The 23,128-nt window shown below is 64.5% G+C and carries 22 protein-coding genes; 15 read left to right on the top strand and 7 right to left on the bottom strand.

The features are described 5' to 3' along the window. The first annotated feature begins 70 nt into the window (after positions 1 to 70). From ccmC to G6032_RS09315, 9 genes are read left to right on the top strand one after another with little or no spacing between them, the layout of a single operon-like run. Positions 71 to 808 carry a heme ABC transporter permease CcmC gene (gene ccmC, locus G6032_RS09355; RefSeq protein ID WP_165281869.1) on the top strand — a complete coding sequence of 246 codons (738 nt, stop codon included), beginning with the start codon at positions 71 to 73 and terminating at the stop codon, positions 806 to 808. Between the two features lie 2 nt (positions 809 to 810). Continuing rightward, on the top strand, positions 811 to 966 hold the full coding sequence (gene ccmD / locus G6032_RS09350) for a heme exporter protein CcmD (protein WP_165281868.1): 156 nt from the start codon (positions 811 to 813) through the stop codon (positions 964 to 966). Continuing rightward, entirely contained in the window at positions 967 to 1,431 is a 465-nt protein-coding gene (gene ccmE, locus G6032_RS09345) for a cytochrome c maturation protein CcmE (RefSeq protein WP_165281867.1), read from the top strand. Beyond that, entirely contained in the window at positions 1,428 to 3,413 is a 1,986-nt protein-coding gene (locus tag G6032_RS09340; protein WP_165281866.1) for a heme lyase CcmF/NrfE family subunit, read from the top strand. Before ccmE ends, G6032_RS09340 begins: the two co-directional genes overlap by 4 nt. Continuing rightward, the gene (locus tag G6032_RS09335) at positions 3,413 to 3,952 is read left to right on the top strand and encodes a DsbE family thiol:disulfide interchange protein (protein WP_165281865.1); all 540 of its coding nucleotides are present in this window, start codon (positions 3,413 to 3,415) and stop codon (positions 3,950 to 3,952) included. Before G6032_RS09340 ends, G6032_RS09335 begins: the two co-directional genes overlap by 1 nt. Beyond that, on the top strand, positions 3,949 to 4,404 hold the full coding sequence (locus G6032_RS09330; protein ID WP_165281864.1) for a cytochrome c-type biogenesis protein: 456 nt from the start codon (positions 3,949 to 3,951) through the stop codon (positions 4,402 to 4,404). Before G6032_RS09335 ends, G6032_RS09330 begins: the two co-directional genes overlap by 4 nt. Continuing rightward, positions 4,401 to 5,651 (top strand): tetratricopeptide repeat protein, encoded by a 1,251-nt coding sequence (locus G6032_RS09325; protein ID WP_165281863.1) that lies wholly within the window; start codon positions 4,401 to 4,403, stop codon positions 5,649 to 5,651. Before G6032_RS09330 ends, G6032_RS09325 begins: the two co-directional genes overlap by 4 nt. Positions 5,652 to 5,667: 16 nt before the next feature. After that, positions 5,668 to 5,928 carry an acyl-CoA-binding protein gene (locus G6032_RS09320; protein WP_165281862.1) on the top strand — a complete coding sequence of 87 codons (261 nt, stop codon included), beginning with the start codon at positions 5,668 to 5,670 and terminating at the stop codon, positions 5,926 to 5,928. Between the two features lie 4 nt (positions 5,929 to 5,932). Then, complete coding sequence (locus G6032_RS09315; RefSeq protein ID WP_165281861.1) at positions 5,933 to 6,808, top strand: MaoC/PaaZ C-terminal domain-containing protein; 876 nt, start codon at positions 5,933 to 5,935, stop codon at positions 6,806 to 6,808. Positions 6,809 to 6,864: 56 nt separating this feature from the next. Here the strand turns inward: G6032_RS09315 and G6032_RS09310 are convergent, their stop codons facing one another. After that, entirely contained in the window at positions 6,865 to 8,298 is a 1,434-nt protein-coding gene (locus G6032_RS09310) for a DASS family sodium-coupled anion symporter (RefSeq protein WP_165281860.1), read from the bottom strand. 27 nt (positions 8,299 to 8,325) lie between these two features. Beyond that, positions 8,326 to 9,921, bottom strand: coding sequence for a phosphoenolpyruvate carboxykinase (ATP) (pckA, locus tag G6032_RS09305; protein WP_165281859.1), 1,596 nt, complete (start codon positions 9,919 to 9,921; stop codon positions 8,326 to 8,328). A 208-nt stretch (positions 9,922 to 10,129) separates the two neighbouring features. Here pckA and G6032_RS09300 point away from each other — a divergent pair, with 208 nt between their 5' ends. Genes G6032_RS09300 through G6032_RS09290 form a run of 3 tightly spaced genes read left to right on the top strand, consistent with a single transcriptional unit; the run spans position 10,130 to position 13,630 of the window. Then, a complete protein-coding gene (locus tag G6032_RS09300) occupies positions 10,130 to 10,918 on the top strand; it encodes a hypothetical protein (protein WP_165281858.1) in 789 nt (262 codons plus the stop codon). Between the two features lies 1 nt (position 10,919). Continuing rightward, positions 10,920 to 12,863, top strand: coding sequence for a fumarate reductase flavoprotein subunit (locus tag G6032_RS09295; protein WP_165281857.1), 1,944 nt, complete (start codon positions 10,920 to 10,922; stop codon positions 12,861 to 12,863). A 14-nt stretch (positions 12,864 to 12,877) separates the two neighbouring features. Next, on the top strand, positions 12,878 to 13,630 hold the full coding sequence (locus G6032_RS09290; RefSeq protein WP_165281856.1) for a fumarate reductase iron-sulfur subunit: 753 nt from the start codon (positions 12,878 to 12,880) through the stop codon (positions 13,628 to 13,630). Between the two features lie 548 nt (positions 13,631 to 14,178). On the opposite strand, the gene blaOXA is transcribed toward G6032_RS09290, so the two are convergent. From blaOXA to G6032_RS09270, 4 genes are all read right to left on the bottom strand, one after another. Then, entirely contained in the window at positions 14,179 to 14,973 is a 795-nt protein-coding gene (gene blaOXA, locus G6032_RS09285; protein ID WP_165281855.1) for a class D beta-lactamase, read from the bottom strand. A 265-nt stretch (positions 14,974 to 15,238) separates the two neighbouring features. Then, on the bottom strand, positions 15,239 to 15,754 hold the full coding sequence (locus tag G6032_RS09280; RefSeq protein ID WP_165281854.1) for a BON domain-containing protein: 516 nt from the start codon (positions 15,752 to 15,754) through the stop codon (positions 15,239 to 15,241). 131 nt (positions 15,755 to 15,885) lie between these two features. Continuing rightward, complete coding sequence (locus G6032_RS09275; RefSeq protein ID WP_165281853.1) at positions 15,886 to 18,321, bottom strand: DUF2309 domain-containing protein; 2,436 nt, start codon at positions 18,319 to 18,321, stop codon at positions 15,886 to 15,888. Positions 18,322 to 18,344: 23 nt separating this feature from the next. Continuing rightward, positions 18,345 to 19,904 carry a proton-conducting transporter membrane subunit gene (locus G6032_RS09270; RefSeq protein ID WP_165281852.1) on the bottom strand — a complete coding sequence of 520 codons (1,560 nt, stop codon included), beginning with the start codon at positions 19,902 to 19,904 and terminating at the stop codon, positions 18,345 to 18,347. 107 nt (positions 19,905 to 20,011) lie between these two features. On the opposite strand from G6032_RS09270, the gene G6032_RS09265 reads away from it, so the two are divergent. After that, complete coding sequence (locus G6032_RS09265; RefSeq protein ID WP_165281851.1) at positions 20,012 to 20,914, top strand: LysR family transcriptional regulator; 903 nt, start codon at positions 20,012 to 20,014, stop codon at positions 20,912 to 20,914. A 122-nt stretch (positions 20,915 to 21,036) separates the two neighbouring features. After that, entirely contained in the window at positions 21,037 to 21,885 is an 849-nt protein-coding gene (locus G6032_RS09260) for a class II glutamine amidotransferase (RefSeq protein WP_165281850.1), read from the top strand. 12 nt (positions 21,886 to 21,897) lie between these two features. Here G6032_RS09260 and G6032_RS09255 read toward each other — a convergent pair whose 3' ends face one another. After that, positions 21,898 to 22,122, bottom strand: coding sequence for a hypothetical protein (locus G6032_RS09255; protein WP_165281582.1), 225 nt, complete (start codon positions 22,120 to 22,122; stop codon positions 21,898 to 21,900). Between the two features lie 357 nt (positions 22,123 to 22,479). Between G6032_RS09255 and G6032_RS09250 the strand changes: the two genes are divergently transcribed. Further along, positions 22,480 to 23,127: a PEP-CTERM sorting domain-containing protein gene (locus tag G6032_RS09250; RefSeq protein WP_165281849.1), complete on the top strand. Its 648-nt coding sequence runs from the start codon at positions 22,480 to 22,482 to the stop codon at positions 23,125 to 23,127. The last annotated feature ends 1 nt before the right edge of the window (position 23,128 follow it).

The raw sequence follows: 23,128 nt of genomic DNA, 5'->3' as shown, positions 1-23,128 counted from the left end.
TTTTGCCGCACGAGCGCATGAGTATTCGTCGCAATTGAGACTCGTTCTAGTTGGTTGTTAAATAGCCGTCATGTGGGAATTTATACATAAGTTTGGTTCGCCGCCCCATTTCTGGCGGTTGTCCGGATCCATGATTCCATGGTTCGGTTGGATCGCGTTGGCCCTGATCGCCGTGGGCACCGTGGGCGGGTTGTGGATTGCACCACCCGATTACCAGCAGCTGGATGCTTTCCGAATAATCTACTTCCATGTGCCGAGCGCATGGCTGTCGCAGTTCGGCTACGTCGTGATGGCGGTCGCTGCGGCCGTCGGCCTGATCTGGCGCATCAAGCTGGCCCACGCCGTCGCGGCGGCCTGCGCCCCGATCGGTGCTTCTTTCACGGTGGTCGCCCTGGCCACCGGCTCGATCTGGGGCAAGCCGATGTGGGGCACCTGGTGGGTGTGGGATGCGCGCCTGACGTCTACCCTGGTGCTGCTGTTCCTGTATTTCGGCTACATGGCGCTGCGCGCAGCGATCGATGACGAGAACCGCGCGGATCGCGCCAGTGCGCTGCTCGCGATCATCGGCGTGATCAACATCCCGATCATCAAGTACTCGGTGGAGTGGTGGAACACCCTGCACCAGCCGGCCACGATCTCGAAGCTGGGCAAGCCGAGCATGGAGCCCTCCATGCTGATCCCGCTGCTGGTCATGTGGCTGGGTTTCACGTTTTTCTTTTTCGCGGTGCTCATGGTCCGCGCGCGGGCAGAAATTCTCGTCCGGGAGCGGAACAAAAAGTGGCTTCGTGATGTCATCGGAAAGGGATAGTCGTGGAATACCTGACTTTCGGTAAATACACATGGTACGTCTGGTCGAGCGCAGCGCTGACGTTTGTCGTACTTGGCGCTAATATCTTCCTGGCGCGTCGTCGCCTGCAATTGCACATCGAAAAGGCCCGCCGTCGGCTGGCCACAGAGGAGGTCTGAATGAAATCTCGCCACCAGCGCCTGGTCGCCATCGGTCTCGTACTCGCCGGCGTCGGCCTCGGCACGACGTTCCTGCTCAAGGCCATGAACGAGAACATCCTCTATTTCTACAGTCCCACCCAGATGCAGGCCGGCGAGGCGCCGGAAGATCGCCGCTTCCGGGTCGGCGGCCTGGTGGTCGAGGAATCCATCCAGCGCACGGACGGCACGATGGAAGTGCGGTTCGCGCTCTCGGACGAGGCGCACACGCTGCCCGTCGTCTACAACGGCATCCTGCCGGACCTGTTCCGCGAGGGCCAGGGTATCGTCGCTCACGGCCGCATGGACGGTGGGCAGTTCGTCGCGGACGAAATCCTCGCCAAGCATGACGAGAACTACATGCCGCCCGAGGTTGCAGCCTCGCTCGAGCACACTCGCAGCCAGAAGCCGGGGTACGCCGAGGCGGGTTACGGGGGAGGGCAATGATCGCTGAACTCGGCCATGTCGCGCTCGCCATGGCGCTCTGCCTGGCGGTAGCGCAGGGCTTCTTCGGACTTGCAGGACCGATCTTCAACAAGCCGGGCTGGAGCGCGGCCACGAAACCGGTGTCCATCGGCCACTTCGTGTTCGTCGCGATCTCCTATGCTGCGCTGACCTATTCGCACGTCGTCAATGATTTCTCGGTCGCCTACGTGGCGGCCCAGTCGAACCTCGCGCTGCCGGTGATCTACCGGATCGCCGGTGTCTGGGGCGGCCACGAGGGATCGATGCTGCTGTGGGCCCTGATGCTGGCCGCATGGGGCGGGTTGCTCGGCGTTTACACGCGGCGGATTCCCTTGCCGCTGGCCTCCAAGGTCATCGGCGTCATGGGTATCGTCAGCGTCGGGTTCCTGTGGTTCATCCTGGCCACGTCCAATCCTTTCGAGCGCCTTATCCCGGCGCCGCTGGACGGCCGCGACCTGAATCCGCTGCTGCAGGACTTCGGCCTCGTGATTCATCCGCCGCTGCTCTACATGGGGTATGTCGGCTTTGCCGTGGCCTTCTCGTTCGCCGTGGCCGCCATGATCGAGGGCAAGGTGGAGAAGGATTGGGCCCGCTGGGTCCGTCCCTGGACCGCGGCGGCCTGGGCCTTCCTGACCATCGGGATCGCCCTCGGCAGCTGGTGGGCCTACTACGAGCTCGGCTGGGGCGGCTGGTGGTTCTGGGACCCGGTCGAGAACGCCTCATTCATGCCATGGCTCGTCGGCACGGCGTTGTTGCACTCGCTGGCCGTGACCGAGCGTCGCGGGCTGTTCAAGGGCTGGAGCCTGTTGCTGGCCGTGTCGGCGTTCTCTCTCAGCCTGCTCGGGACCTTCCTGGTGCGCTCCGGCGTCCTCGTGTCGGTGCACGCTTTTGCGACCGATCCGTCACGCGGCATGTTCATCCTGGCCATGCTGGTGTTCTTCATCGGCACTGCGCTGGCGCTCTATGCCTGGCGTGCGCCGCAACTGGCGCAGAAGGGTGGTTTCGACGTGTTGTCGCGGGAAACCTTCCTGCTGGCCAACAACATGCTCTTCGTCGTGGCGACACTGCTGATCCTGTTGGGAACGCTTTACCCGTTGATCCTGGACGGGCTCGGGCTCGGCAAGATTTCGGTCGGTCCACCGTACTTCAATACGGTCTTCATCATTCCGACCTTGCCGCTCGTGCTCTTGATGGGGCTGGGTATGCATTCGACCTGGAAGAAGACCAACTGGAGCCAGCTGAAGGGCAAGCTCTGGCCGTTCGCGCTTGCAGCCTTCCTGTTTGCGCTGATCGTGCCGCTGGTCGTGTACAAGCAGTTCGGCCTGATGAAGTTCATCGGCGTCCTGCTTGGCGTGTGGGTGATGGCAGTGGCCTTCATCGACCCGGTCAAGTACTTGTGGAAAAAGAAATCGCTGCGCGGTTATTCCCGCACCATGATCTCCATGGCCGTGGCGCACTTCGGTGTGGGCCTGTTCGTCATCGGCGTGACCATGGTGGAGACTTATGGCATCGCGCGCGATATCGGGATGCGCGCAGGCGATACCGTCACGGTCGAGGATTACTCCTTCACCTTCGTCGGGACCCGCAACGTCCAGGGCCCCAACTACAGTGCGATTCGTGGCGAGGTGATCGTCGAGAAAGGGGGGTCCGAGGTCACGCGACTCTTCCCGGAAAAGCGGACATACCTGGTACAGCAGAATCCCATGACGGAAGCAGCGATCCATCCGCGCCTCCATCGGGACATCTTCGTGGCCATGGGAGAACCGCTGGGCCAGGGCGCATGGAGCATGCGGATCCAGTACAAGCCCTATATCCGGCTGATCTGGCTCGGCGCTCTTGTCATGGCGATTGGCGCGTTCTTCGGCATGACCGACAAGCGCTATCGGGTGCGTCGTGAAGAGGAAGCCGACGAGCGGGCCGAAAAACCGGCCACGGGCGGCAAGCTGCAGGAGGGTACCGCCTGATGAAAGGGCTGAAGTTCCTCATCCCCGTAGCAGGGTTTCTCGTGCTGTCGGGGTTCCTCTACGTCGGGCTGTTCCTCAACCCCAGGGAAGTGCCGTCGCCTTTCATCGGCAAGCCCGCGCCGGCTTTCGAGCTCGAGGAGTTGCGCGATCCGTCCGTGACTTTCGTCACGGCCGACATGTTCGGCAAACCCGCGCTGTTGAATGTGTGGGCCACCTGGTGCGTGAGTTGCCGGCATGAGCATCCTTTCCTCATGCAGCTGGCGCGGTCCGGTGAAGTGGCTATTTACGGGATGAACTCCCGGGACGAACGGCGCAAGGCGCTCGGCTGGCTGAGAGACCTGGGGGATCCCTATGAAGGCATCGCCTATGATCCTGAGGGTCGTGCTGCGGTGGACTGGGGTATCGTCGGGTCGCCTGAGACCTTCCTGCTCGATCCGCAGGGCACGGTGGTCTTCAAGTATGCAGGCCCGTTGAGTCCGGCCGTATGGCAGCGCGAGTTCCGCCCGCGCATCGCCCAGATGCAGGTGGGCGTCCAATGAGATGCTTTGTTGTCCTGATCCTGGCGGCCGGCCTGGCGCTGGCGGCGAGTGATGCAGCCCGTGGCGAGGGTGTGTTGTCCGAGAACCCGCAGGATGTCTTTGACACCCAGGAGCAGTTACTCCGCTACGAACGCATGATCAACGACCTGCGCTGCGTGGTTTGCCAGAACCAGAGCGTTGCCGAGTCCCAGGTCGACCTGGCACGGGACCTGCGGCAGATCACCCGCGACATGATCCTGGCCGGCAGCACCGACGATGAAATCAAGCAGTACATGGTCGATCGCTACGGGGACTTTGTACTCTACGATCCACCGCTCAACGCCCTGACCTTCCTCCTCTGGGGCGCGCCGGTGATTCTTCTGCTGATCGGTGCCGGCGTGATGGTGAGCGTGGTCGGCCGCCGCAGCGGCGACGCCGGTGATGAAGCCGCAGGGATGGGAGAAAATACATGACGCAATTCTGGATCGCGGCCCTGGCCCTCGGGCTGGCGGCCGCGGCATTCGTGCTCGTGCCCGTGTTACTTGCCTGGAAGCGGCAGGGGCAGGGCCCGGAGCGCTCGACCAATGCGCTTGCGGTAAGCATCGTCATCGCCCTGGCCATCCCGGTGCTGTCGCTGATGATGTACTCGCACTGGACACTCTGGGACTGGGGAACGGGCACCGTGCAAACGGACGCATCCGCGGGGATGCACGAAATGGATGCGGCCCTGAACGCGCTCGAGCAGCGCCTCGCGGAGAATCCCGACGACCTCGAGAGCTGGCTGCTGCTCGGTCGCAGCTACATGTCGATGCAGCGCTTCAATGCGGCCGCCGGCGCCTATCGGCGGGCCGTCGCACTCGATAACACCGATTCGCCGCAAGTGCTCGCGGACTATGGCGAGGCGCTGGCCTTGTCTGACCCGAGCGGCTTGCAGGGTGAGGCCGGGGCGATCTTCGAGCGTGTCCTCGCGATGAGCCCCTCGCATCCCAAGGGGCTCTGGTACGGTGGAATCAATGCTTACGAGAACGCCAACTGGGCATTGGCCGATGAGCGCCTCAGCCTGTTGTTGACCCTTGGCCCGCCGGAAACGCTGGTACCGCTGATCCAGGAGCGCCTGGAAACGGCCCGGGCGCGAGCGGCCGGTATGCCGCCTGCAGGCATGCCGCCGTCGATGCCGAGCGCGGAAGTCCCGGCAGATGAGGCGCCGGCCGCCGACACGGTGGCCTCCGGTCCGGCGGAGGGCGCGGTGCCTGAGCCCGGCGCGACCGATCCCGAGCCAGGCAGTGCTGAGCAAGATGCGGAACCGGCAGCTGAAGTCGTCGCCGTGGTCGAGCCGGAGCCCGTGGAGCCCGATGACGCTGGCATGGCAGGCGGCGATGATGGCGTCATCGATCTCGAGATCAGCCTCGACCCGTCGCTCGCGGAACGCGTCTCGAACGGCACGCCGGTGTTCATCATCGCGCGCAACCCCGCCGGCGGCCCGCCGCTCGCCGTGATCCGTGCGACCGCTTCGGAGTTGCCGATGGCCGTCGAGATGGGCGACGCCAACGCGATGATGGATGGCGTCACGATCTCCGACCAGGCGGAACTCGAATTGATCGCGCGGGTGTCTCTCTCCGGCAGTCCGGCGCAACGCCCCGGTGACCTTTACGGTGCGGTCAATTACACTCGGGGCAGCTCCGGCCCCACGCGAATCAGGATCGATCGCGTCGCCGAGTAGACCGAGGGAACCGATCATGACAGACGAACTCAAGGCGCGTTTCGAGCAGGCCTCGATCGATATCAAGGCGCTCGACCAGCGGCCGAGTGATAACGACATGCTCGCGCTTTACGCGCTTTACAAGCAGGCCACCGAGGGCGATGCCAGCGGAGACAAGCCCGGGTTCTTCGATTTCGTCGCGCGGGCGAAATATGAAGCCTGGGAGGGGTTGCAGGGGACCAGCGCCGAGGAGGCCATGCAACGCTACATCGACAAGGTCAGAAGCCTGGGCGCCTAGGCACTTGTCCGGCCGGCTGAGTTTCGCGAGTCCGCCCTCGGTCGCAACCGCCTACTGGCATGCGCTTTTCGATCGTCGTCCCGGCCGTACGCCGCCAGGCACGGGCGCCGTATGCATAGAAGCCGAGGCCACCGGGGCCCGCGCGCAACCGTCGCGCCTCGATGCATATCGCCAGGTATGCGAGCTCGCCGACGACGGCTTCCTGCCGCTGACCTATCCGCATATTCTCGCCAGCGGCCTGCACATGGCGATGCTGCGCCATCCCGATTTCCCCATCCGGATGGTTGGCCTGGTGCACCTGGCCAATGACATAGAACTCTTCGTGCCCATGCCGATCGACGCCCGGCTGGCATTCGATTGTCGCCTGGAGAGTGGTCGCAGCAAACCACGCGGGGATGAATTCCGCCTCGTCACGGAGGCGCTCTGGGACGGCCGCCTTGCCTGGCGGGAGACGATGAGTTTTCTCGCCCCGGCCCCACGCAAGGACCGGCGCAGCCGTGCGGAGAGCTTCGAATTGCCCCCGGTCTCGTGTTCGTGGCCCGTGGCAGGGGATACGGGTCGCCGCTACGCTCGCGTATCCGGCGACTGGAACCCGATCCATCTCGCGGCGCTGCTGGCGCGCCCGTTCGGCTTTCCCGGCGCCATCGCCCATGGCATGTGGACCGTCGCGCGATGCCTGGGGCGCCTCGCGGCCGGCCCGCCAGGCCCGGGGGCGCGACTGGACGTGCGTTTCCTCAAGCCGCTGCTGCTCCCCGGCCACGCGAGCCTCTGCGTGGCCGATGCCGAGGCGTCGGGGGACCAGGCCTTCTGGCTCGTGGCCACGGAAGGGCTCACGCCGTACCTTCGGGGCACCTGGAGGCCGGGGGATCCCGATGCGTAATGACGCGCGCTGCAGTTGCGACGCGGCCAGGTCCAGGGTTGCCACGTGAGAGCGGGTCAGTCGATGAGCGGCAACAGCCAGCTGACCCAGGGCACGGTCAGCAGCGGGGTCAGTATCGCCAGGACCAGGCCGGGGACCAGGAAGGCGCTCGCCCTGAGTTCTCCCGTCGAATAGGCGATCGCGTTCGGCGGCGTCGCGATCGGCAGGCACATTGCGGTGGAGGCCGACAGGGCGATGATCACCGGCAGAACCCCCGGTGCGCCGCCGACGCCCATCGCGGCCGCAGCCCCGAGCGGCACGAGTATGTTGGCGGCGGCCGTGTTGCTCATGAAATTCGACAGGCCGGCCGTGAGCAGGGCGAAGGCGAATGCGGCACCGATGAGGCCGAGTCCGGTCAAAGACAGGCTCTCGACGAGCCAGCCGGCGAGCCCGGTGGCGGTGACCGCTACCCCGAGTGACAACCCGCCCGCCATGAGGATGAGCACGTCCCAGCGGAGTTGCCGGATTTCCGCGATGCCGATCACGCCGGTCACGGAGAGCACGGTGATGGGTACGAACGCCACGACGGCGGCCGGCGCGGAGCCGAAGATCCACAATGAGAGCGTGGTGATGAAGACCAGCACCACGACGCCCTGTTGCCAGAGCGGGGCCCGCGTGTCGGACGCCTGGACCGTTTCGAGCACCCGCTGATCGAGCATCAACCCGCGAGCGCCGTAGCGACGCACGATAAAGGCGCCGAGGCAGGCAGCGAGCAACAGGGCCGGCGGAAGCCCGAGCAGCATCCAGCCTGTGAAGGACAGGGGCGTTCCGGCCGTGCTCATGAAGCCGGCGGCGATCGCGTTGGGCGGCGTCCCCACCAGGGTGCCCATGCCGCCGAGGTTGGCGGCGAGTGCGATCGCCAGGGGCAGCGCCGGACGGAACACGTGCCCGGGCGGGAGGGTGGCGAGCAGTGGGGCGATGACGGTGATCATCATGGCGGCCGTCGCCGTGTTGGACATGAACATCGAAAGCACGAAGGTGATGCCCATCGCGGCCACGAGGACCGATGTCGCGCTCGTTCCGGCGGCGCGAAACACCATGCTGGCCAGTGTCCGGTCGAGCCCCGTTCTGGCGGCCGCCTCGGCGAGAATGAATCCGGCCAGGAACAGCCAGATCAGCGGGCTCGCGAAGGGGGCGATGAAGATCTGCCAGCGGTCGGGCTCGTCGGCAGCCGCGAATACGCCATCGGGGCGCCCCAGCAGCAGGATGGACAGGCCGATGACCAGGAAGGCCACGGCAAAGCCCGGGATCGCCTCGGTGGCCCACAAGCCGGCTGCGAGCAGCAGCACGAACAGGCACCGCCGGGCCGCCGGTTCCAGGCCCTGCCACTCGGGCAGGAACGCGACCGCCGCCGCAAGCAACAGGCAGCCGCAGAAACGCAGCAGGGCGCCCGTGTCATCGAACTGGACCGACTCGACGAAGCGACGTGCGGCGCGACGAGTATCTCTCACCCGTCAGGTCCTGGCCGCACGGCGCCGTCAGGCTGCCTTGACGCTAGGACCGGCGTTCGTGACGGCTTCTCCCGCAACGTCTTCGTAATGCTCGAAGTTCTCCATGAAGAGCTGGGCGAGCTTGCGGCAGGTAGAGTCATACGCCTCCTTGTCCGCCCACGTGTTGCGCGGCACCAGGATCTCGTCCGGTACGCCGGGGCAGGACGTCGGAATCGCCAGGCCGAACACGGGGTCCACCTCGGTCGGCACCTGGGCGAGGGCGCCCGAATGGATGGCGTCCACGATCGCGCGCGTGTAGGCCAGCTTCATGCGCTTGCCCGTGCCGTAGGCCCCGCCGGACCAGCCCGTGTTCACCAGCCAGACGTCGGCATCATGGCGCCGGATGTGCTCTGCGAGCAGTTCCGCGTACTTGGCCGGATGCCAGACCAGGAACGGCCCCCCGAAGCATGGGGAGAAGGTGGCCTCGGGCTCGGTCACGCCGACCTCTGTCCCGGCGACCTTCGCGGTGTATCCGCTGATGAAGTGATACATGGCCTGTTCCGGCGTCAGGCGGCTCACCGGGGGGAGCACGCCGAAGGCGTCGCAGGTCAGGAAAATGATATTTTTCGGGTGCCCGCCGACGCAGGGGATCTTGACGTTGTCGATGTACTCGATGGGATAGGAGCCGCGCGTGTTGGCGGTCACCGAGGTGTCCTCGTAGTCCACCTCCCGGCTTTCCTCGTCGTAGACCACGTTTTCCAGCACCGAGCCGAAACGCAGGGCGCGGTAGATGTCGGGTTCCGCCTCCTCGGAGAGGTCGATCACCTTGGCGTAGCAGCCGCCCTCGATGTTGAAGATGCCCTCGTCGCTCCAGCAGTGCTCGTCGTCGCCGATCAGGCGACGCTTCGGATCCGCGGACAAAGTGGTCTTGCCGGTGCCGGAGAGACCGAAAAGAATCGACGTGTCCCCATCCGCGCCCTCGGTCGCGGAGCAGTGCATCGACAGCACGCCGCGCGCCGGCATGAGGTAGTTCATGATGGTGAACACGCCTTTTTTCATTTCTCCCGCGTACTCGGTGCCGAGAATCACCATTTCCCGGTGACCGAATTGCAGGCTGATGCTGGTGCCGGAGGTCATGCCGGGGACCCGCGAATTGGCCGGGAAACTGCCGGCATTGAAAATAACGTAATCGGGTTCGCCGAATTCGGCGAGTTGCTCAACCGTGGGCCGGATCAGCATGTTGTGCATGAACAGCGCATGGTAGGGGCGGGCGCAGATGACGCGTACCTTGATGCGGTACTTCGGATCCCAGCCCGCGTAGGCGTCCACGACATACAGCCGGTCGCGGGTGCCGAGGAAATCGACCGCCTGGGTGCGATTGATCTCGAAGGTCTCCTGGTCGAGCTTCATGTTGACCTTGCCCCACCAGACGTCCTCGGCCACGTTCGGATCGTCGATGATGCGCTTGTCGTTGGGGCTGCGGCCGGTCTTGACGCCGGACATGGCGACCAGCGCACCGGACGCTGAAATCGCGGAGCCGCGGTCCCAGGCGAGAGCATGCTCATAAAGCACGGCGGGCGGCAGGTTGCGATGAATGTCCTCGACGCCGATGCCGTACTGTTCCAGGGAAAAACGCGCTGCCATCCGATTGGCCTCCATATGTGTGTTCTTGCGGCGCACGATGCATCTCGCTCGCCTGTATAGCGCCTCGAGGACCAGGAGGCCCGGGCGTCGACATTAAAGCGGAATTATATACCGGGCCCGGAGAAATCCCATGCTTGCGGCAATCCACAGTACGCGAAGGCTTTCCGCGCGACTTAGACTCGGCCTCCGTGACTGCGTGGAATTCGTGATGCGACAACCTTCAGACGTCATTGACGCCGAACGACCGGCTGAGCAGGCACGGTCACGGGCAACCGACCGGGCAGCGGCCCGGCGCGAATTGCGCTGGGAAATCATCAGCGGCGGCTCCGGCTTTCTTCTTACCGTGTATATCTGGCTCCATCTTTTCGATGTCGGCTCCCTGCTGTTCGGCCCGGAGGGCTTTGATCGGCTCGCGGAATTTCTCGAAGGCTTCTACATCGCGCAGCCCGTGGTCGTTCTCGTGACCCTGCTGTTCCTGATCCACGCGGTGGTGGCAGCCCGGAAAATCCCGGCCCGCATGCGTGAGCGGCGACGCTACAATCGCCTGGCCAGGCAACTCGCCAAGTCCGATCGCAGCTGGATCGCGGGGGAGGGCATCGAAAGGCCGCACCAGGACACCCGCGTATGGATCTGGCAGATCCGCACCGGCATGCTGATCCTGCTCCTGGGCAGTTTCCACATCGGCCTGGTGACGCTCGATACCTTCACCTCGTTGTGGGGAGAGCGCCATGGCATGGAAGCCGCCACCACCATCGAAAGGGTGGCGGCGGGTCTGTCGTGGTTCTATCTCGCGTTGCTGGTGCTGCTCGCGATCCACGCCTCTGCGGGCCTTTATCGCCTCGCGATCAAGTGGGGAGTGGGAGCGAGCTACTCGCGCCCGGCGCTGCAGCGATTCGCACGGATTTTCGGTATCGCATTCCTGGTATTCGGCGTCTTCGTGCTGGTCGTCATGGCGGGCTGGGTCCCGGCGCCGTTCGCATTCCTGATGGGGTCCTGACTTGAAGATCACCGATGTGCTGGTCATAGGCGCCGGCCTGGCCGGCGAGCGCTGCGCGATCGAGGCCGCCGCCGCCGGTCATTCCGTGCTGATTCTTTCGCTGGTCCCGCCGCGCCGCAGCCACAGTTGCGCGGCGCAAGGCGGCATGCAGGCCGCGCTGGGAAATTGTGCGAAGGCCGAGGGCGACAGCCCGGACGTGCATTTCCTGGACACGGTCCGCGGCTCCGATTGGGGCGCAGACCAGGAGGTGGCCCGCATCTTCGCCGACAACGCCCCCGTGGCAGTCCGCGAGCTGGCACATTTCGGCGTGCCCTGGACGCGGCTGAGGCCCGGTACCAACCGGTATCACATCAAGGGACAGCAGGTGGACATCGAAGAGCCCGCGGAAAATGCCGGGCTCATCATGCATCGCGACTTCGGCGGTACCGCGAAGTGGCGTGCCTGCTACGCGGCAGCCGGCACGGGGCATGCCACACTTTACGCCGTTGACAGCCAGGTCGTCCGGCTCGGCATCGACGTGCTGGACCGCATGGAAGCCATCGCGCTCGTTCAGGACGGCGAACGCTGCCATGGTGCGGTGGTGCGCTGCCTGCGCACCGGCCGGCTGGAAACGATCATGGCCAAGGCCACGGTCATTGCGACGGGCGGTTACGGACGCATTTACGGCAACTACACGACCAACGCGGTGATCAACGAAGGGGTAGGGGCCTCGCTGGCGCTCGATACCGGCGTTGTGCCGCTGGGTAACATGGAGGCCGTGCAGTTCCATCCGACGGGCCTGTGGCCGGCCGGCATCCTGGTCACGGAAGGATGCCGGGGTGACGGCGGATACCTGCTCAACGCCGCGGGGGAACGGTTCCTCGTCGATCTCGAGCCGGAGAAGCAGGAACTCGCCAGCCGGGACGTCGTCTCCCGTCACATGATGAACGAGATCCTCGCCGGGCGCGGTGAAAACAGCCCGAACGGCCCGCATCTGTGGCTCGACCTGCGCCATCTCGGGGAACAGCACCTCACCACCCGCCTGCGCGAAATTTACGAGATCTGCCGCGACTTCCTGGGCATCCGCCCGTGGGAGGCGCTGGTGCCGGTGCGCCCGACCCAGCACTACTCGATGGGCGGCGTGCGGGTCAACAAGGACGGGCAGGCCTATGGGCTGGGCGGCCTGTTTGCCGTCGGCGAGGCGGCTTGCTGGGATATGCACGGTTTCAACCGGCTCGGCGGCAACAGCCTCGCCGAGACGCTGGTCGCCGGGCGCGTCGTGGGCGCGCGGATCGCCGAGTTCGTTTCCGCGTCGGGGCCCGGCCCGGACTCCGGCCTTGGCCGCCAGGCGTTACGCGCGCAGGAGAGCCGCATTGCGGCCCTGGCGCAGCGGAGCCACGGCGGACGGAGTATCTATGCGATCCGCGACGAGTTGGGCGAGATCATGATGAACCGCCTCGGCGTGTTCCGCAGCGGCGACGAAATCGAGACCGCGATCGGCGACCTCAACGGCCTGATACGGGAAGCGGAGGGCATCGGCTTGCGTTCGTCAGCGCCCGGATCGAACCCGGAGCTGACTTTCGCGTTGCGCTTGCTCGGGATGCTGAAACTGGGGCTCATCACCGCGATGGGCGCCCTCGCGCGCACGGAAAGCCGCGGTGCCCACTATCGGACGGACTATCCCCAGCGCAATGACGCCGAGTGGCTTAACCGCACGCTGGCGCATTGGCGCGAGGGTGCGGATGCGCCGGAACTCAGTTACGAACCCGTCGGGCTGCTCGACTTGCCACCTGGACATCGAGGTTATGGCGCGAGCAGCCAGGTCGAAATGCAACAGACCGTCGCCGACTACAACGCGTCGGTTTCCGCGGCCCAGGCCGCCGCCGGGCGTCTGCCCAGCACGGAGGCCCTGGGCGCACGCCTGCGGCCCGGTGCCTGGCAGGGCGCATTCAGCGCGCCGACCTGAGGAGATCCGAGACCATGTCGCCAATCACCGGCCGCAAGCTGAAGTTCGAAATTTTCCGTTACAACCCGGAAGATCCGTCTTCCAAGCCCCACATGGAGACCTTCGAACTCCGCGAAACGCCATTCATGTCGCTGTTCCTCGCACTTAACAAGTTACGTGAAGAACAGGATCCAAGTCTCCAGTTTGACTTCGTATGTCGGTCGGCCGTCTGCGGGTCATGCGGCATGATGGTGAACGGGCGGGCGTCCCTGGCCTGCAAGACCCTGACGTCGCAACTCGATGCCACCATCCGTCTGCATCCCTTGCCGGCATTTCGGCTCGTGGGCGATCTTTCGGTGGATACCGGGAGCTGGTTCCGCGGGATGTCCGAGCAGATCGGCGGCTGGATCAGCGAAAAGGCGCCATTCGATCCGGGCGCGCAGGAAGAGCGCATGGAGGACGAGCTGGCACAGGCCATCTATGAACGCGAGCGCTGCATCGAGTGCGGCTGCTGCGTGGCGGCCTGTGCGGTCGCCAACACGCGGCCGGCTTTTGTCGCGCCCGCCGGACTGAACAGGATCGCGCGTTTCATGATGGATCCCCGGGACAAGCGCACCGAGGGCGACTGGTTCGAAGTGGTCAGCAGCGACGAAGGTGTTTTCGGCTGTCTCGGGCTGATGGCTTGCCAGGACATCTGTCCGAAGGAGCTCCCGCTGCGCGAGGTCTATGCCTATCTGCGTCGCAAGTCCCTCGGCGGGCTGCTTGGGAAGAAAGCACCTGGCGCCTGAGCTGCGAGCGGGTCAGATGCCGCAAAACCGGCCATTAACCTAGAGAACGGGTGAGAGAGTAAATCTAAGTATCGGAATACTATGAGATACCTGAAGGCCGGAGAGGTCTTCTCAGGTGACCGATGGGCGGCTTGGCGCGTACTAGAGTTAACATAATATACATTATGCGCATTGGAGAGGGTTGTTTCAGAGATCACCAAGGCGTGACAGTTTAATCCTCGGTTCTGGAGCGCCAGTATCCTGGTTCTCGCCGTGCATGGGCGATGGCGACAATAACCAGCGTTTCTTCGATCACTGAATAGATGATCGAGTGCGGGAAACGCCTAAGAATGAACTCCCACTCCGACTCGGGATGGAACTCTTAAAGCATTAGCCAAGACGGGCGCGCAAACGGTCAAATACCAATTGCAACCAATCGGTTTCAGGTAAGCGACGGAGAAAGCCGCGAAAACAATAATCTCTCTACGGTATTTTTCGTTATAGCAACAGAAAGCCGATCGACGGAGGCTCTCATGGCCTTCGATCGCCGGCCGCGACTCGATCACCTTTCAGTCGTTCAAGGCACCGAGCGAACGCAGCACTTCGCGTGCGATCTGAGTCCGTTTCGGGACGTCCTTGCTGCCGAAAGGCATGTCGATATTCAGCGCGAAGAATACCGGTCCGGACGGTCGTTCGACCCAGCCCACCCACCAGCCGACGTTCGGTTCCACCCTCGCCTGCCAACCCGTCTTGGCGCGCAGGATCCAGTCCGGGCCTGCCTCGGTGATCATCACGTCCTTGACGAGGCGCTGATGATCGAGACTGAAGGGCAGCTCGTTGTAATAGAGCCTGCGCAGGAACTCGACCTGCTCGGCCGCGGAGATCTTCAGATTGCCGTCCAACCAGAAGCGATCGACGCCGCCGGACGCATCCGCATTGCCGTAGTCGATGCTTTCGAGGTACTCACGCTCTCGCGCTTCGCCGATCTCGCGAGCAAATCGCTGGTAGACCCAGACGACCGAATTTCTCATCGACGATCTCAGGTCCTGGTCTCTGTTCCACGCATCGAGCCAACGCTTCTCGCCGTCCCATTCGATGATTTCGAATTCGTCGCGGATGGCTCCTGCATCAAGGGCAAAAAGCGCGTGCGGCACCTTGAATGTCGAGGCCGGCATGTAGCGTTGGCTGGTGCGCTCCGCATCATGCGCCCAGTACCGAGTCGCCCCGCCTCGCTGGTCGAGCACTGCAATCGTGCCCTCGACCTCCGCGGCCGCAAAAATCCCCGCCCACTCAGGCCGCTCCTGCCATTGACCATGGGCCGGAAAGGAGACGAAAAACAGCAGTAAAGCCAGCTTTCTTGTCACGGTTCGCTAGAGCGGTTCACCGACATCAACTGCGGCATCGCACGGATCGAATTCAGGTGATGATATCCCTCTCGCCCTCCCCGGCCCAGCCCACGGTTGTGGCTTTGCCTATGTGAGCGGTGAGCGTCGCGACTTCGGCGGTGGGGGCATGCAGCCGTCGCAGCCACAACCATCCACGACGCCCTGGCGCGCAATCCGCGCGCCCCGTCGTGCGAGCTGTTCGAACCTTCGCCCCTGTCCTGGCTCCTGTAGGCCAGAGCCCTGGCTAGTCTTTCTTCGGCCGATTTGCCGAGGTCGTGAGCCCGGTGGCGTCAACCCGGTTGACGCCTTTGACGCCCGAGACCAGCTCGCGAACCCGCTCGATCGAAGCCTGGTCCGGGAGTGTGCCAGCCAGCGACACGACGCCGTTCCGTGCGTCAATCGTCAGTTCAGAGCTACGCCCCGCACTGTCGACATCCACCACGGCCTCGATCGTGCGCACCAGGCACCTGTCATCGGCATCGCGTGGTTCGTTCTCCGGACGTGCCTGGCCGGAGCTTGGGCTCGTTTTGCCCGGGGCGACCGGATCGAGCTCGTCTATGATCTGGTCTTCGGCACGTTCTTCGGCGGGCGTGTCTCTTTCGGGGGCCGCTGAGCCCTCAAACCACGATCCTTCCATCTCCTTCGTGTCCTCGGTCTCGTCCGGTTCGGCGCGCGTCTCGGTTTCGGCGGAGGCGACCGGGCCATAAGCCAGGAGGAGGCACGCGGCGAATATGGCCAGAAATGGCGATTTGCTGTTCATATGATGCTCTCTTGCGAGTATTCCGATACTCTGAGCGTAGCTGTTGCGAACGCGCGCGTCTGTTGGATGCCGAACTTAAGCGAGAGACAGGTGTTTCCCGGCTTGGTGTGCCTCGATTCGGCCGGAAAACGTTATGCGACGCTATCCAGGCGCCGATCGATTACCGGCCGATCGATTGCCGATAGAGTGGTCCGCTCCCATTTGAGATCGCCGCAATAGCGGTAGGCCAGGCGCCCCGCATCATCCATCGCGAAAAGATGCAGCCAGCGATTGTCGAACAACCGGCGCACGCCCTCGTGTCGTTCCAGGATATCGCTCATCGCCTCGCATGGCGCTTCGATGCAGACCGACAGCCGAAGCGGCTCATGGACGTAATCCTCGCCATCGTGAACCGACTGCCACGGCAGGCCGGCGCGCATCGGGCCGCCATTGCCCTCGACAACCCCGACGCCACCCACGACGTTGTGCAACAGCTTGTTACCGGAGCCGAAAGTATCGGGCGCCACCGTCGAGCCGTAGTACTGGAGACTGATCCAGCTCGCGACGACGACGGGTGCAGTCATGATCAGCTCGAGGACGCAAAAACCGTTTTCACTGTCGTGGCGCCAGTCGTAATCATGCAGGAAGGCCCGGCCTTCGAGGCTGCGACCGATCGTGCGCTCCCGGGGGGCGGCGATGAATGCCTTGCAACCTGCCAGCGCCCATTCGGGACGGACCTCCGCCCAGTCGCGGGCCCGCGATGCGATGTCATGCTCGCTGGCCGCACGTGGCAGGCGCAGCGCGCGCTCACCACGTGACAGCTTTCCCGCTGCCGCCAGCCATAGACGTACCTGCGCCAGGTCCGGCCCATGGTCGGGCGCGGGACGGTCGCTGTCATAAAGGGTGATCGTGTCCGTGGTCGTGTCATGCAGAGCGCCGACGAACAGCGTGTCTTCCGGCACCTCGATGCCTCTTCTCGTCAAACCCTCGCGTACCTCGCGATCATTGAGGAGTGACGCGAGGAGCCTGGCATTGACTTCGCCGGAGTAGCCGCCGCATGCGCCGCAATGCAGGCCACTGGCATGCGGATTGTTGACGACGTTGGCCCCGTGGCCGGCGAGAACAACGACCCGTGCAAATCCGTCGGTCAGTGACATCGCATGCAGCACGGTCTCGGCCGCCTCGATCCGCGTCTCCGGATCGAGGTCCGGATCGAAGCGCGGCGGCGGGTCGTTCGGCACCGGCATCGGGTTGAGGCCGAGCGCGTCGCGCAGGAGCTTGGCGATGTAGACGGGGCCCATCGCCTCGACGAATGCGAACGACGAGACCGCCGCGAACTTGAAGCGGCCCCACGCACGCCTGGCACGTGCGCTATAGCGCGCCGCGAGGTCCGCCGCCTTGCTGTGCGGACCCCCCGAGGATGAAGCGATGGTCGGATTGAGCAGCACCGGCAAGCGCAGTTCCTCGACATCCGAAGCGAAGCTGCGATGCCTGGCGAACACGCCGAAGAATCCCGCGAAGCCCAGCGTCCGGATCCCCGGGTCGATCCCTTCGAGTGCGCGGCGAAAGACCTCCGATCGAACGTCGATGCAGAATGCGGCCTGCAGCGCGGGTCGCCCGTCCCCTGCTCCCGCTTCCGGCGGGGCCGCAGCAAGCCTGTCGGCGAGCCCGCGCTGGGCCGCGCGCTCCGCTGCCTCCTGCAGGATTCCGTCCACGATCTCGTCTTCACCGGCGGCAATCGGATTCTCATGCGCTCTCCGTGACTCCGACCAGGACGCTCCGATCGTCGATTCGTACTGCTCGAACAGCGCCTGTTCCCAGAGAAGCCGGATCGCCAGGAAGTCGGTCAGGGTCGCATCGGTGCCGCCCGCAAGTTCAGCGCGCCAGAGCTGTTGGCGGGCATACTGGGCCCAGCCACCGAGGGAAAACAGCAGCTGATGGAAATAGCTGTCGAGCGCCGCTGCACGAAGACCCAGCCGGTGCACGGCCCGGGCGATCGCCTCGACGGGATCCTCGGGAGAGTCGGCCACGAAAGCGGCAAAGCCTTTCAGCCCGACGATCTCGGGCGTCAGGTCATGGATCGCGTGCGCGCGGAAGGCGTCCCATGCGCTCTTGCCTCGCGGGGCGGCCCATAGCGCCTGCCCCGCGTCGAAGTAACCGCCCGCCCAGGCTCCGAAACGCTCGGCAACAACGCCCGGCCAGTCGATGCCGCTCGCCTGCGCGGCGAGCTGCTCGACCATCGGCACCGCCTCGGGGGACGGCCTGGACTCGCCGGCTGCGGCCCTGAGCTTCTCGACATCGGCGGGTTTGCGAGCATGCGGGGATGCCGCGAGCGCTGCCGCGAGATCCGCTTCGGTGATAGCGCCCGACACGATCCGGTCGTGATACCAGTTGCGCGGCATCGCAATCGGGACCCCGCCGACGCGCGCAAGCCGTGCGCCCGCCTCCGCCAGCGTTTCACCTGTCTGCCCCAGGAAAGGATTCACCGCCACATAGGAGGCCAGCGGCCAGACGGGTGGAATATGCCGGGCTGCGGCGTCCGCAGCATTCGCCAAGGTCGAGAGGTCAATTCCCCGTTCAGTTTTCATGACGTTCCAGTTCCTCTCCGGTGTCATGCAGAGCGGCGCACGGACCAGTTGTCCACGAGCCGGTCGAATACGGCGTTCGCGTAGAGCCCGTTCGCAAGGTGTACGCGCAATCCGGCGGCGGCCGGGTGATAGGCCCAGAGCGGGAACATCGACTGGGCCACGGCGACGATGCCGAAACTGGTCACCGCAAGCACCATGAGCGCCCATTCGAGCGGTCCGGGCGCCGGCGTCGGCGGCAGCGTGCTGGCCGTCAACCACTCGATCCCCGCCTGCAGCGTGAAGTAGCTGACCGAGACAGCCACCGAATAAAGGGCCATGCGGCGCGTCAGGACGCGCGGCGCGGCATCCGCTAGGCCCTGCGCGAACAGGTAAGCAACCCCGAAAATGAGAATGGCGCCGAGCGCCACCACCTGCGGTGCCTTGGTGTCGAAGCCGAAACCGAAGCCGATGACGACGTAGATTCCGAGGGCGAGCGCGAAGGCGCGGCCGACGGCCCCGGGGCCGGGAACCGCGATCGGGCCCGGCCGGCGAATCGCCGACACGTTGTTCACGGCGGTGCCGGAGGCCAGGAAGGCATGCGCCTTGTAGAGCGAATGCGCCACGATATGCAGCAGCGCCAGGGGAAACAGCGCCAGGCCGCATTGCATGATCATGAAGCCCATCTGCGCGATGGTCGACCACGCAAGCGAGGTCTTGACCGCCGGTTGGGCGAGCATGGCGAGCCCGCCCAGCAAGGCGCTGAAACCGCCGACCATCACGAGTCCCGCGAGAATACCGGGGCTGATCAGCATGACGTCGGCGAAGCGGATCAGGAGGAAGCCGCCGGCATTGATTACCCCGGCATGGAGCAGGGCCGAGACCGGGGTGGGAGTCTCCATGACTTCGGTCAGCCAGCCATGAACCGGAAACTGGGCGGACTTGAGGATCGCGGCAAGCGCGAGCAGGCCGGTCGCCCAGCCGGCCGCGGGCGGGGCAACACCATCGCGGGCAGCGGCCAGGATGGTGGCGATATCGGAGCTGCCATAGCTGATAAACAGCAGAACCGCCGCGCCGACCAGCGCCGCATCGCCGCTTCGCGCGACAATGAATTTTTTTCGTGCGGCCCGGATCGCCTGGACGCGGTCACGATAAAAAAGCAGGAGGCGATGCAGGCACAGGCCGGTGGCGATCCAGGCGATCACCAGCACGACCAGGTCTCCCGCCTGCACCAGCAACAGGACGGCCGTCAGCGTCGCCGCCATCCAGCCGAGGAAGGCACCCTGGCGCGCCTCGCCGTCGAGATAGGATGCCGAGTAACGCAACACCACCCAGCCGACAAAGGCGACGAGGATCAGCATCGTCGCGCTTAGCGGATCGAGCCGCGTCGAGAGCTCGACGCCCCCCACGCTGAAGAAAGCGCCGGTGCCCGGGCCGTGGAGAGCCAGGGAGATCGCCGCGCCGATTGCGGTGGCAAGCGCCAGCAGCGCCCCGCCCTGCGCGAGGCCGGGCAGGAATGCCGGGCGTCGGCCGGGCTGGAGAAAGGCGATCGCGGCGACGATGAGCAGCGCTGCCGGAGCTGCCAGTGGAAGGTAGTAGTGGTGCAAGATGGCTCCCCCGGGACATCAGGACGTTCGGCGCAGGAATTTACCCAGAAAGCCAGCGGTATAAAAATGCATTGTTTCTTCTTTTACGTTCGTTATTATCGAACGATATGAAGACACTGAACTACAATCACCTGCGCTACTTCTGGGCTGTCGCGCATGACGGCAATCTCACCCGAACGGCCGGCCGGCTGAACATCACCCAGTCGGCGCTTTCAGTGCAGATAAGGAAGCTCGAGGATCGCCTGGGCCACGCGCTGTTCGAGCGCCGGGGGCGGCAGTTGCACCTGACCGAGGCGGGGCGCATCGCACTCGACCACGCGGATCAGATATTCGCCGCGGGCGAAGAACTCATCGGTACCTTGAGTGATGCCGGCAGGACCCGGAATGTCTTGCGCGTCGGCGCCCTCTCCACGCTGTCGCGCAATTTCCAGATAGATTTCCTGCGCCCCGTGCTGCGGCGAAGCGACGTCGAAGTGGTGCTCCGCTCTGCTGGCGCGACGGAACTCATGAGCGCGCTCGAGACACTCAGCCTCGATGCGGTCCTGACCAACCAGGCGCCCATGCGCGACGCACTGACGCCCTGTGTGGTGCATCGTGTGGCCGAGCAGCCGATCAGCCTGATCGGCACGCCTGCGCGGCTCGCGGATGTCGGCAACGTGGGTATCGCGGCCCTGCTGGCGGCGCACCCGGTCGTGCTGCCCACGCAACACAGCATCATCCGCTCGGGCTTCGACGCGCTTACGGGCCAGCTGGGTATCCGCCCGGAGGTCGCCGCCGAAGTCGACGACATGGCGCTGATGCGCCTGCTTGCCCTCGAGGACGTGGGTCTCGCGGTGCTGCCCCAGATCGTCGTCAAGGACGAGCTCGCCTCGGGCCTGCTCGTGCGCGCGGCGCACCTGCCGGATATCGTCGAAACGTTCTACGCGGTCACCATCGAACGCCGTTTCCCGAATCCTCTGCTCGGCATGCTGCTGAATCGCAAAAACGCAGTGGAAGCCGATGGGGTCTGACCTCCATCGGACGGGGGCACCTGCTCGCTTGCCGATCTTCGCACGCATTCACCGATTGACACGCGGAGCCCTTCAGGCACGCTGTGCGGCATGTCATGGCTTTCGCGAGGAGCGCTCAGCCGATGTGCCGTTTTGTCTTCTACATGGGCGAGTCGCTTTCGGTCGCCGACCTGGTCACCCGGCCCGAAAACTCGCTGATCAACCAGAGCGTGCGCGCCCGGGAGCGCCCGGAGCCGCTGAACGGAGATGGCTTCGGCCTCGCCTGGTACGTGGACGGCGAGACGTCCCCTGCGCGGTTTCGCTCACTGACCCCGGCGTGGAGCAACGCCAACCTCGATGAGCTGGCGCGGGTGACGTCCAGCCGCTGTATCCTGGCGCATGTGCGGGCCGCCACCAGCGGCAACTTCGAGGTGTCGGAGGCGAACTGCCATCCGTTCCGTCATGATCGCTTCGCCTTCATGCACAACGGCCACATTCCGGCTTTCCAGCAACTGCGGCGCAGCCTCATGGGGCGATTGAGCGACGCGGGCTTCAACAGCATCCGCGGGACGACCGACACCGAGCACGTGTTCGCGCTCGTCTCCGAACACCTTCGTGGCCGGGAGGACCAGGGCTCCTGCCAGTCACTGGCTGCGGCGCTCTCGGCTGCGGTGGCGACCGTGCGCGAACTCATCGACGCGCATGCCCCGGGTTCTCACTGCTACCTGAATTGCGTGCTCACGGACGGTGCGCATGCCGTCGCCTGCCGCTACAGTTCCGACCCCGACTATATCGACAGCCTGTATTACAACCGCGGCGGCAATTACCGTTGCGACGGAGACAGGTGCTGGATGGAGCCGGACACGGGCGACGTCCGCGCCATCCTGGTCAGCTCGGAACCGCTGAACAAGTCGGCGCAGTGGGAGCCCGTGCCGCGAAATCACATGGTGCTGATCGAGCGCGACCTGGGCCTCGAGCTGCAGCCGATCTAGCGAGGCGCCTTTTTAGCGAGTCGGCTTCGAGTAATCCCGCTCTACCGAGGGATCGAGCTCCTTTGCCCGTTTCTCGCCGGCCTTCTCGGCCTTCGCCATTTCCTCGACATCGCCCTCGCCCGCTTTCCTGGCGGCGTCCTCGACTTTGCCGGACTCGACGTATTCCTTTGTCTTCTCGTTGTAGCGCTTTGCAGACTCGCGATCGCCTTCGCCCTGGTTTTTCGGCTTCTCGCCCATGTGAACCTCCTGTTGAACTGGCAGCTGCGCGAACCGGATGTTCGCGCGATTCTCTGTTGAAACTAGTAAGAATCCTGCAGCTTCGCCAACACGGCCTCGCGTTCGCAGCTTGGGCCATTGGGAGGACCACCGACGCGGCTAGGATCGACTGATTGCATGACAGATCAGACGAACGGCGCGGGGAGGAGCGCGGGGCCGTGATCAGAAATGTGACGGGCGTGATGTCGATAAAACTTACATATTCGCTGCACCAGCGCGAGTGCCGGGACCGCAATCCATTGGTTTTAATATAAATAACTGTATTGGCATGAATTCTGCAGTTGTGCTCGTACGATTCGATAGCGAGAGGATTTCGCAGTGTATGTACTGAAGAACAAGGCAACGATGCTGCTGGCTGGCCTGGCGTGCTTGATGTTGTCGGTGGTGGCCAATGCAGGCCCGATCGAATACACGAGCTACAAGCTCAAGTACGGCACGAGCGGTGCGCCGACAGGTACAGTCACGTATCCGGCGGACCCGGGTACGGCGACGACCCCACGTATTTACGCTGGTGAACTCACGTTCAATATCCAGGGCGGCGGCACATTCGACGGCTTTTGCATCGACCTTTCGACGACGCTGAAGTCCAGCGGTTCCTACGAGGTCGAGTCCGCTGGTGGTCTCGATCTCAATGCCCTGGGCGTCCTGTTCGAAAAGTTCTACAGCGACTCAGGAATGGGGAAAGCCAACTCGGCGGCTTTTCAGCTTGCTATCTGGTCGATCATCTATAGCGAGAGCCCGGACGTCATCATGTCAACCTTCGACCCCTCAGTGGTGCAAAAGGCTGGCGACTATCTCACCGGCATAACAGGCAACAAGGCCAAGGGCCTGTACGCATTCTCGATCTACGATGCCGAGGGGAACCAGAACATGCTGACCTGGAAGGTCCCCGAGCCTGGCACGCTCGCCTTGCTGGGCGTTGGCCTGCTGGGTGCCGGCATGATGCGCCGGCGCCGCGCGGACTGAT

Source organism: Wenzhouxiangella sp. XN24, assembly GCF_011064545.1.
In the GTDB taxonomy this organism is placed as follows: domain Bacteria; phylum Pseudomonadota; class Gammaproteobacteria; order Steroidobacterales; family XN24; genus XN24.
This window is presented reverse-complemented; position numbering and strand designations above follow the sequence as displayed.

What these genes read in the sequence shown, in the direction of transcription:
- G6032_RS09335 (WP_165281865.1), top strand. Translation starts at nt 3,413, where the DNA reads ATGAAAGGGCTGAAGTTCCTCATCCCCGTAGCAGGGTTTCTCGTGCTG.
- G6032_RS09290 (WP_165281856.1), top strand. Translation starts at nt 12,878, where the DNA reads ATGTCGCCAATCACCGGCCGCAAGCTGAAGTTCGAAATTTTCCGTTAC.
- G6032_RS09340 (WP_165281866.1), top strand. Translation starts at nt 1,428, where the DNA reads ATGATCGCTGAACTCGGCCATGTCGCGCTCGCCATGGCGCTCTGCCTG.
- ccmC (WP_165281869.1), top strand. Translation starts at nt 71, where the DNA reads ATGTGGGAATTTATACATAAGTTTGGTTCGCCGCCCCATTTCTGGCGG.
- G6032_RS09275 (WP_165281853.1), bottom strand. Translation starts at nt 18,321, where the DNA reads ATGAAAACTGAACGGGGAATTGACCTCTCGACCTTGGCGAATGCTGCG.
- pckA (WP_165281859.1), bottom strand. Translation starts at nt 9,921, where the DNA reads ATGGCAGCGCGTTTTTCCCTGGAACAGTACGGCATCGGCGTCGAGGAC.
- G6032_RS09300 (WP_165281858.1), top strand. Translation starts at nt 10,130, where the DNA reads ATGCGACAACCTTCAGACGTCATTGACGCCGAACGACCGGCTGAGCAG.
- G6032_RS09330 (WP_165281864.1), top strand. Translation starts at nt 3,949, where the DNA reads ATGAGATGCTTTGTTGTCCTGATCCTGGCGGCCGGCCTGGCGCTGGCG.
- G6032_RS09265 (WP_165281851.1), top strand. Translation starts at nt 20,012, where the DNA reads ATGAAGACACTGAACTACAATCACCTGCGCTACTTCTGGGCTGTCGCG.
- G6032_RS09320 (WP_165281862.1), top strand. Translation starts at nt 5,668, where the DNA reads ATGACAGACGAACTCAAGGCGCGTTTCGAGCAGGCCTCGATCGATATC.
- ccmE (WP_165281867.1), top strand. Translation starts at nt 967, where the DNA reads ATGAAATCTCGCCACCAGCGCCTGGTCGCCATCGGTCTCGTACTCGCC.
- G6032_RS09260 (WP_165281850.1), top strand. Translation starts at nt 21,037, where the DNA reads ATGTGCCGTTTTGTCTTCTACATGGGCGAGTCGCTTTCGGTCGCCGAC.
- G6032_RS09280 (WP_165281854.1), bottom strand. Translation starts at nt 15,754, where the DNA reads ATGAACAGCAAATCGCCATTTCTGGCCATATTCGCCGCGTGCCTCCTC.
- G6032_RS09325 (WP_165281863.1), top strand. Translation starts at nt 4,401, where the DNA reads ATGACGCAATTCTGGATCGCGGCCCTGGCCCTCGGGCTGGCGGCCGCG.
- G6032_RS09255 (WP_165281582.1), bottom strand. Translation starts at nt 22,122, where the DNA reads ATGGGCGAGAAGCCGAAAAACCAGGGCGAAGGCGATCGCGAGTCTGCA.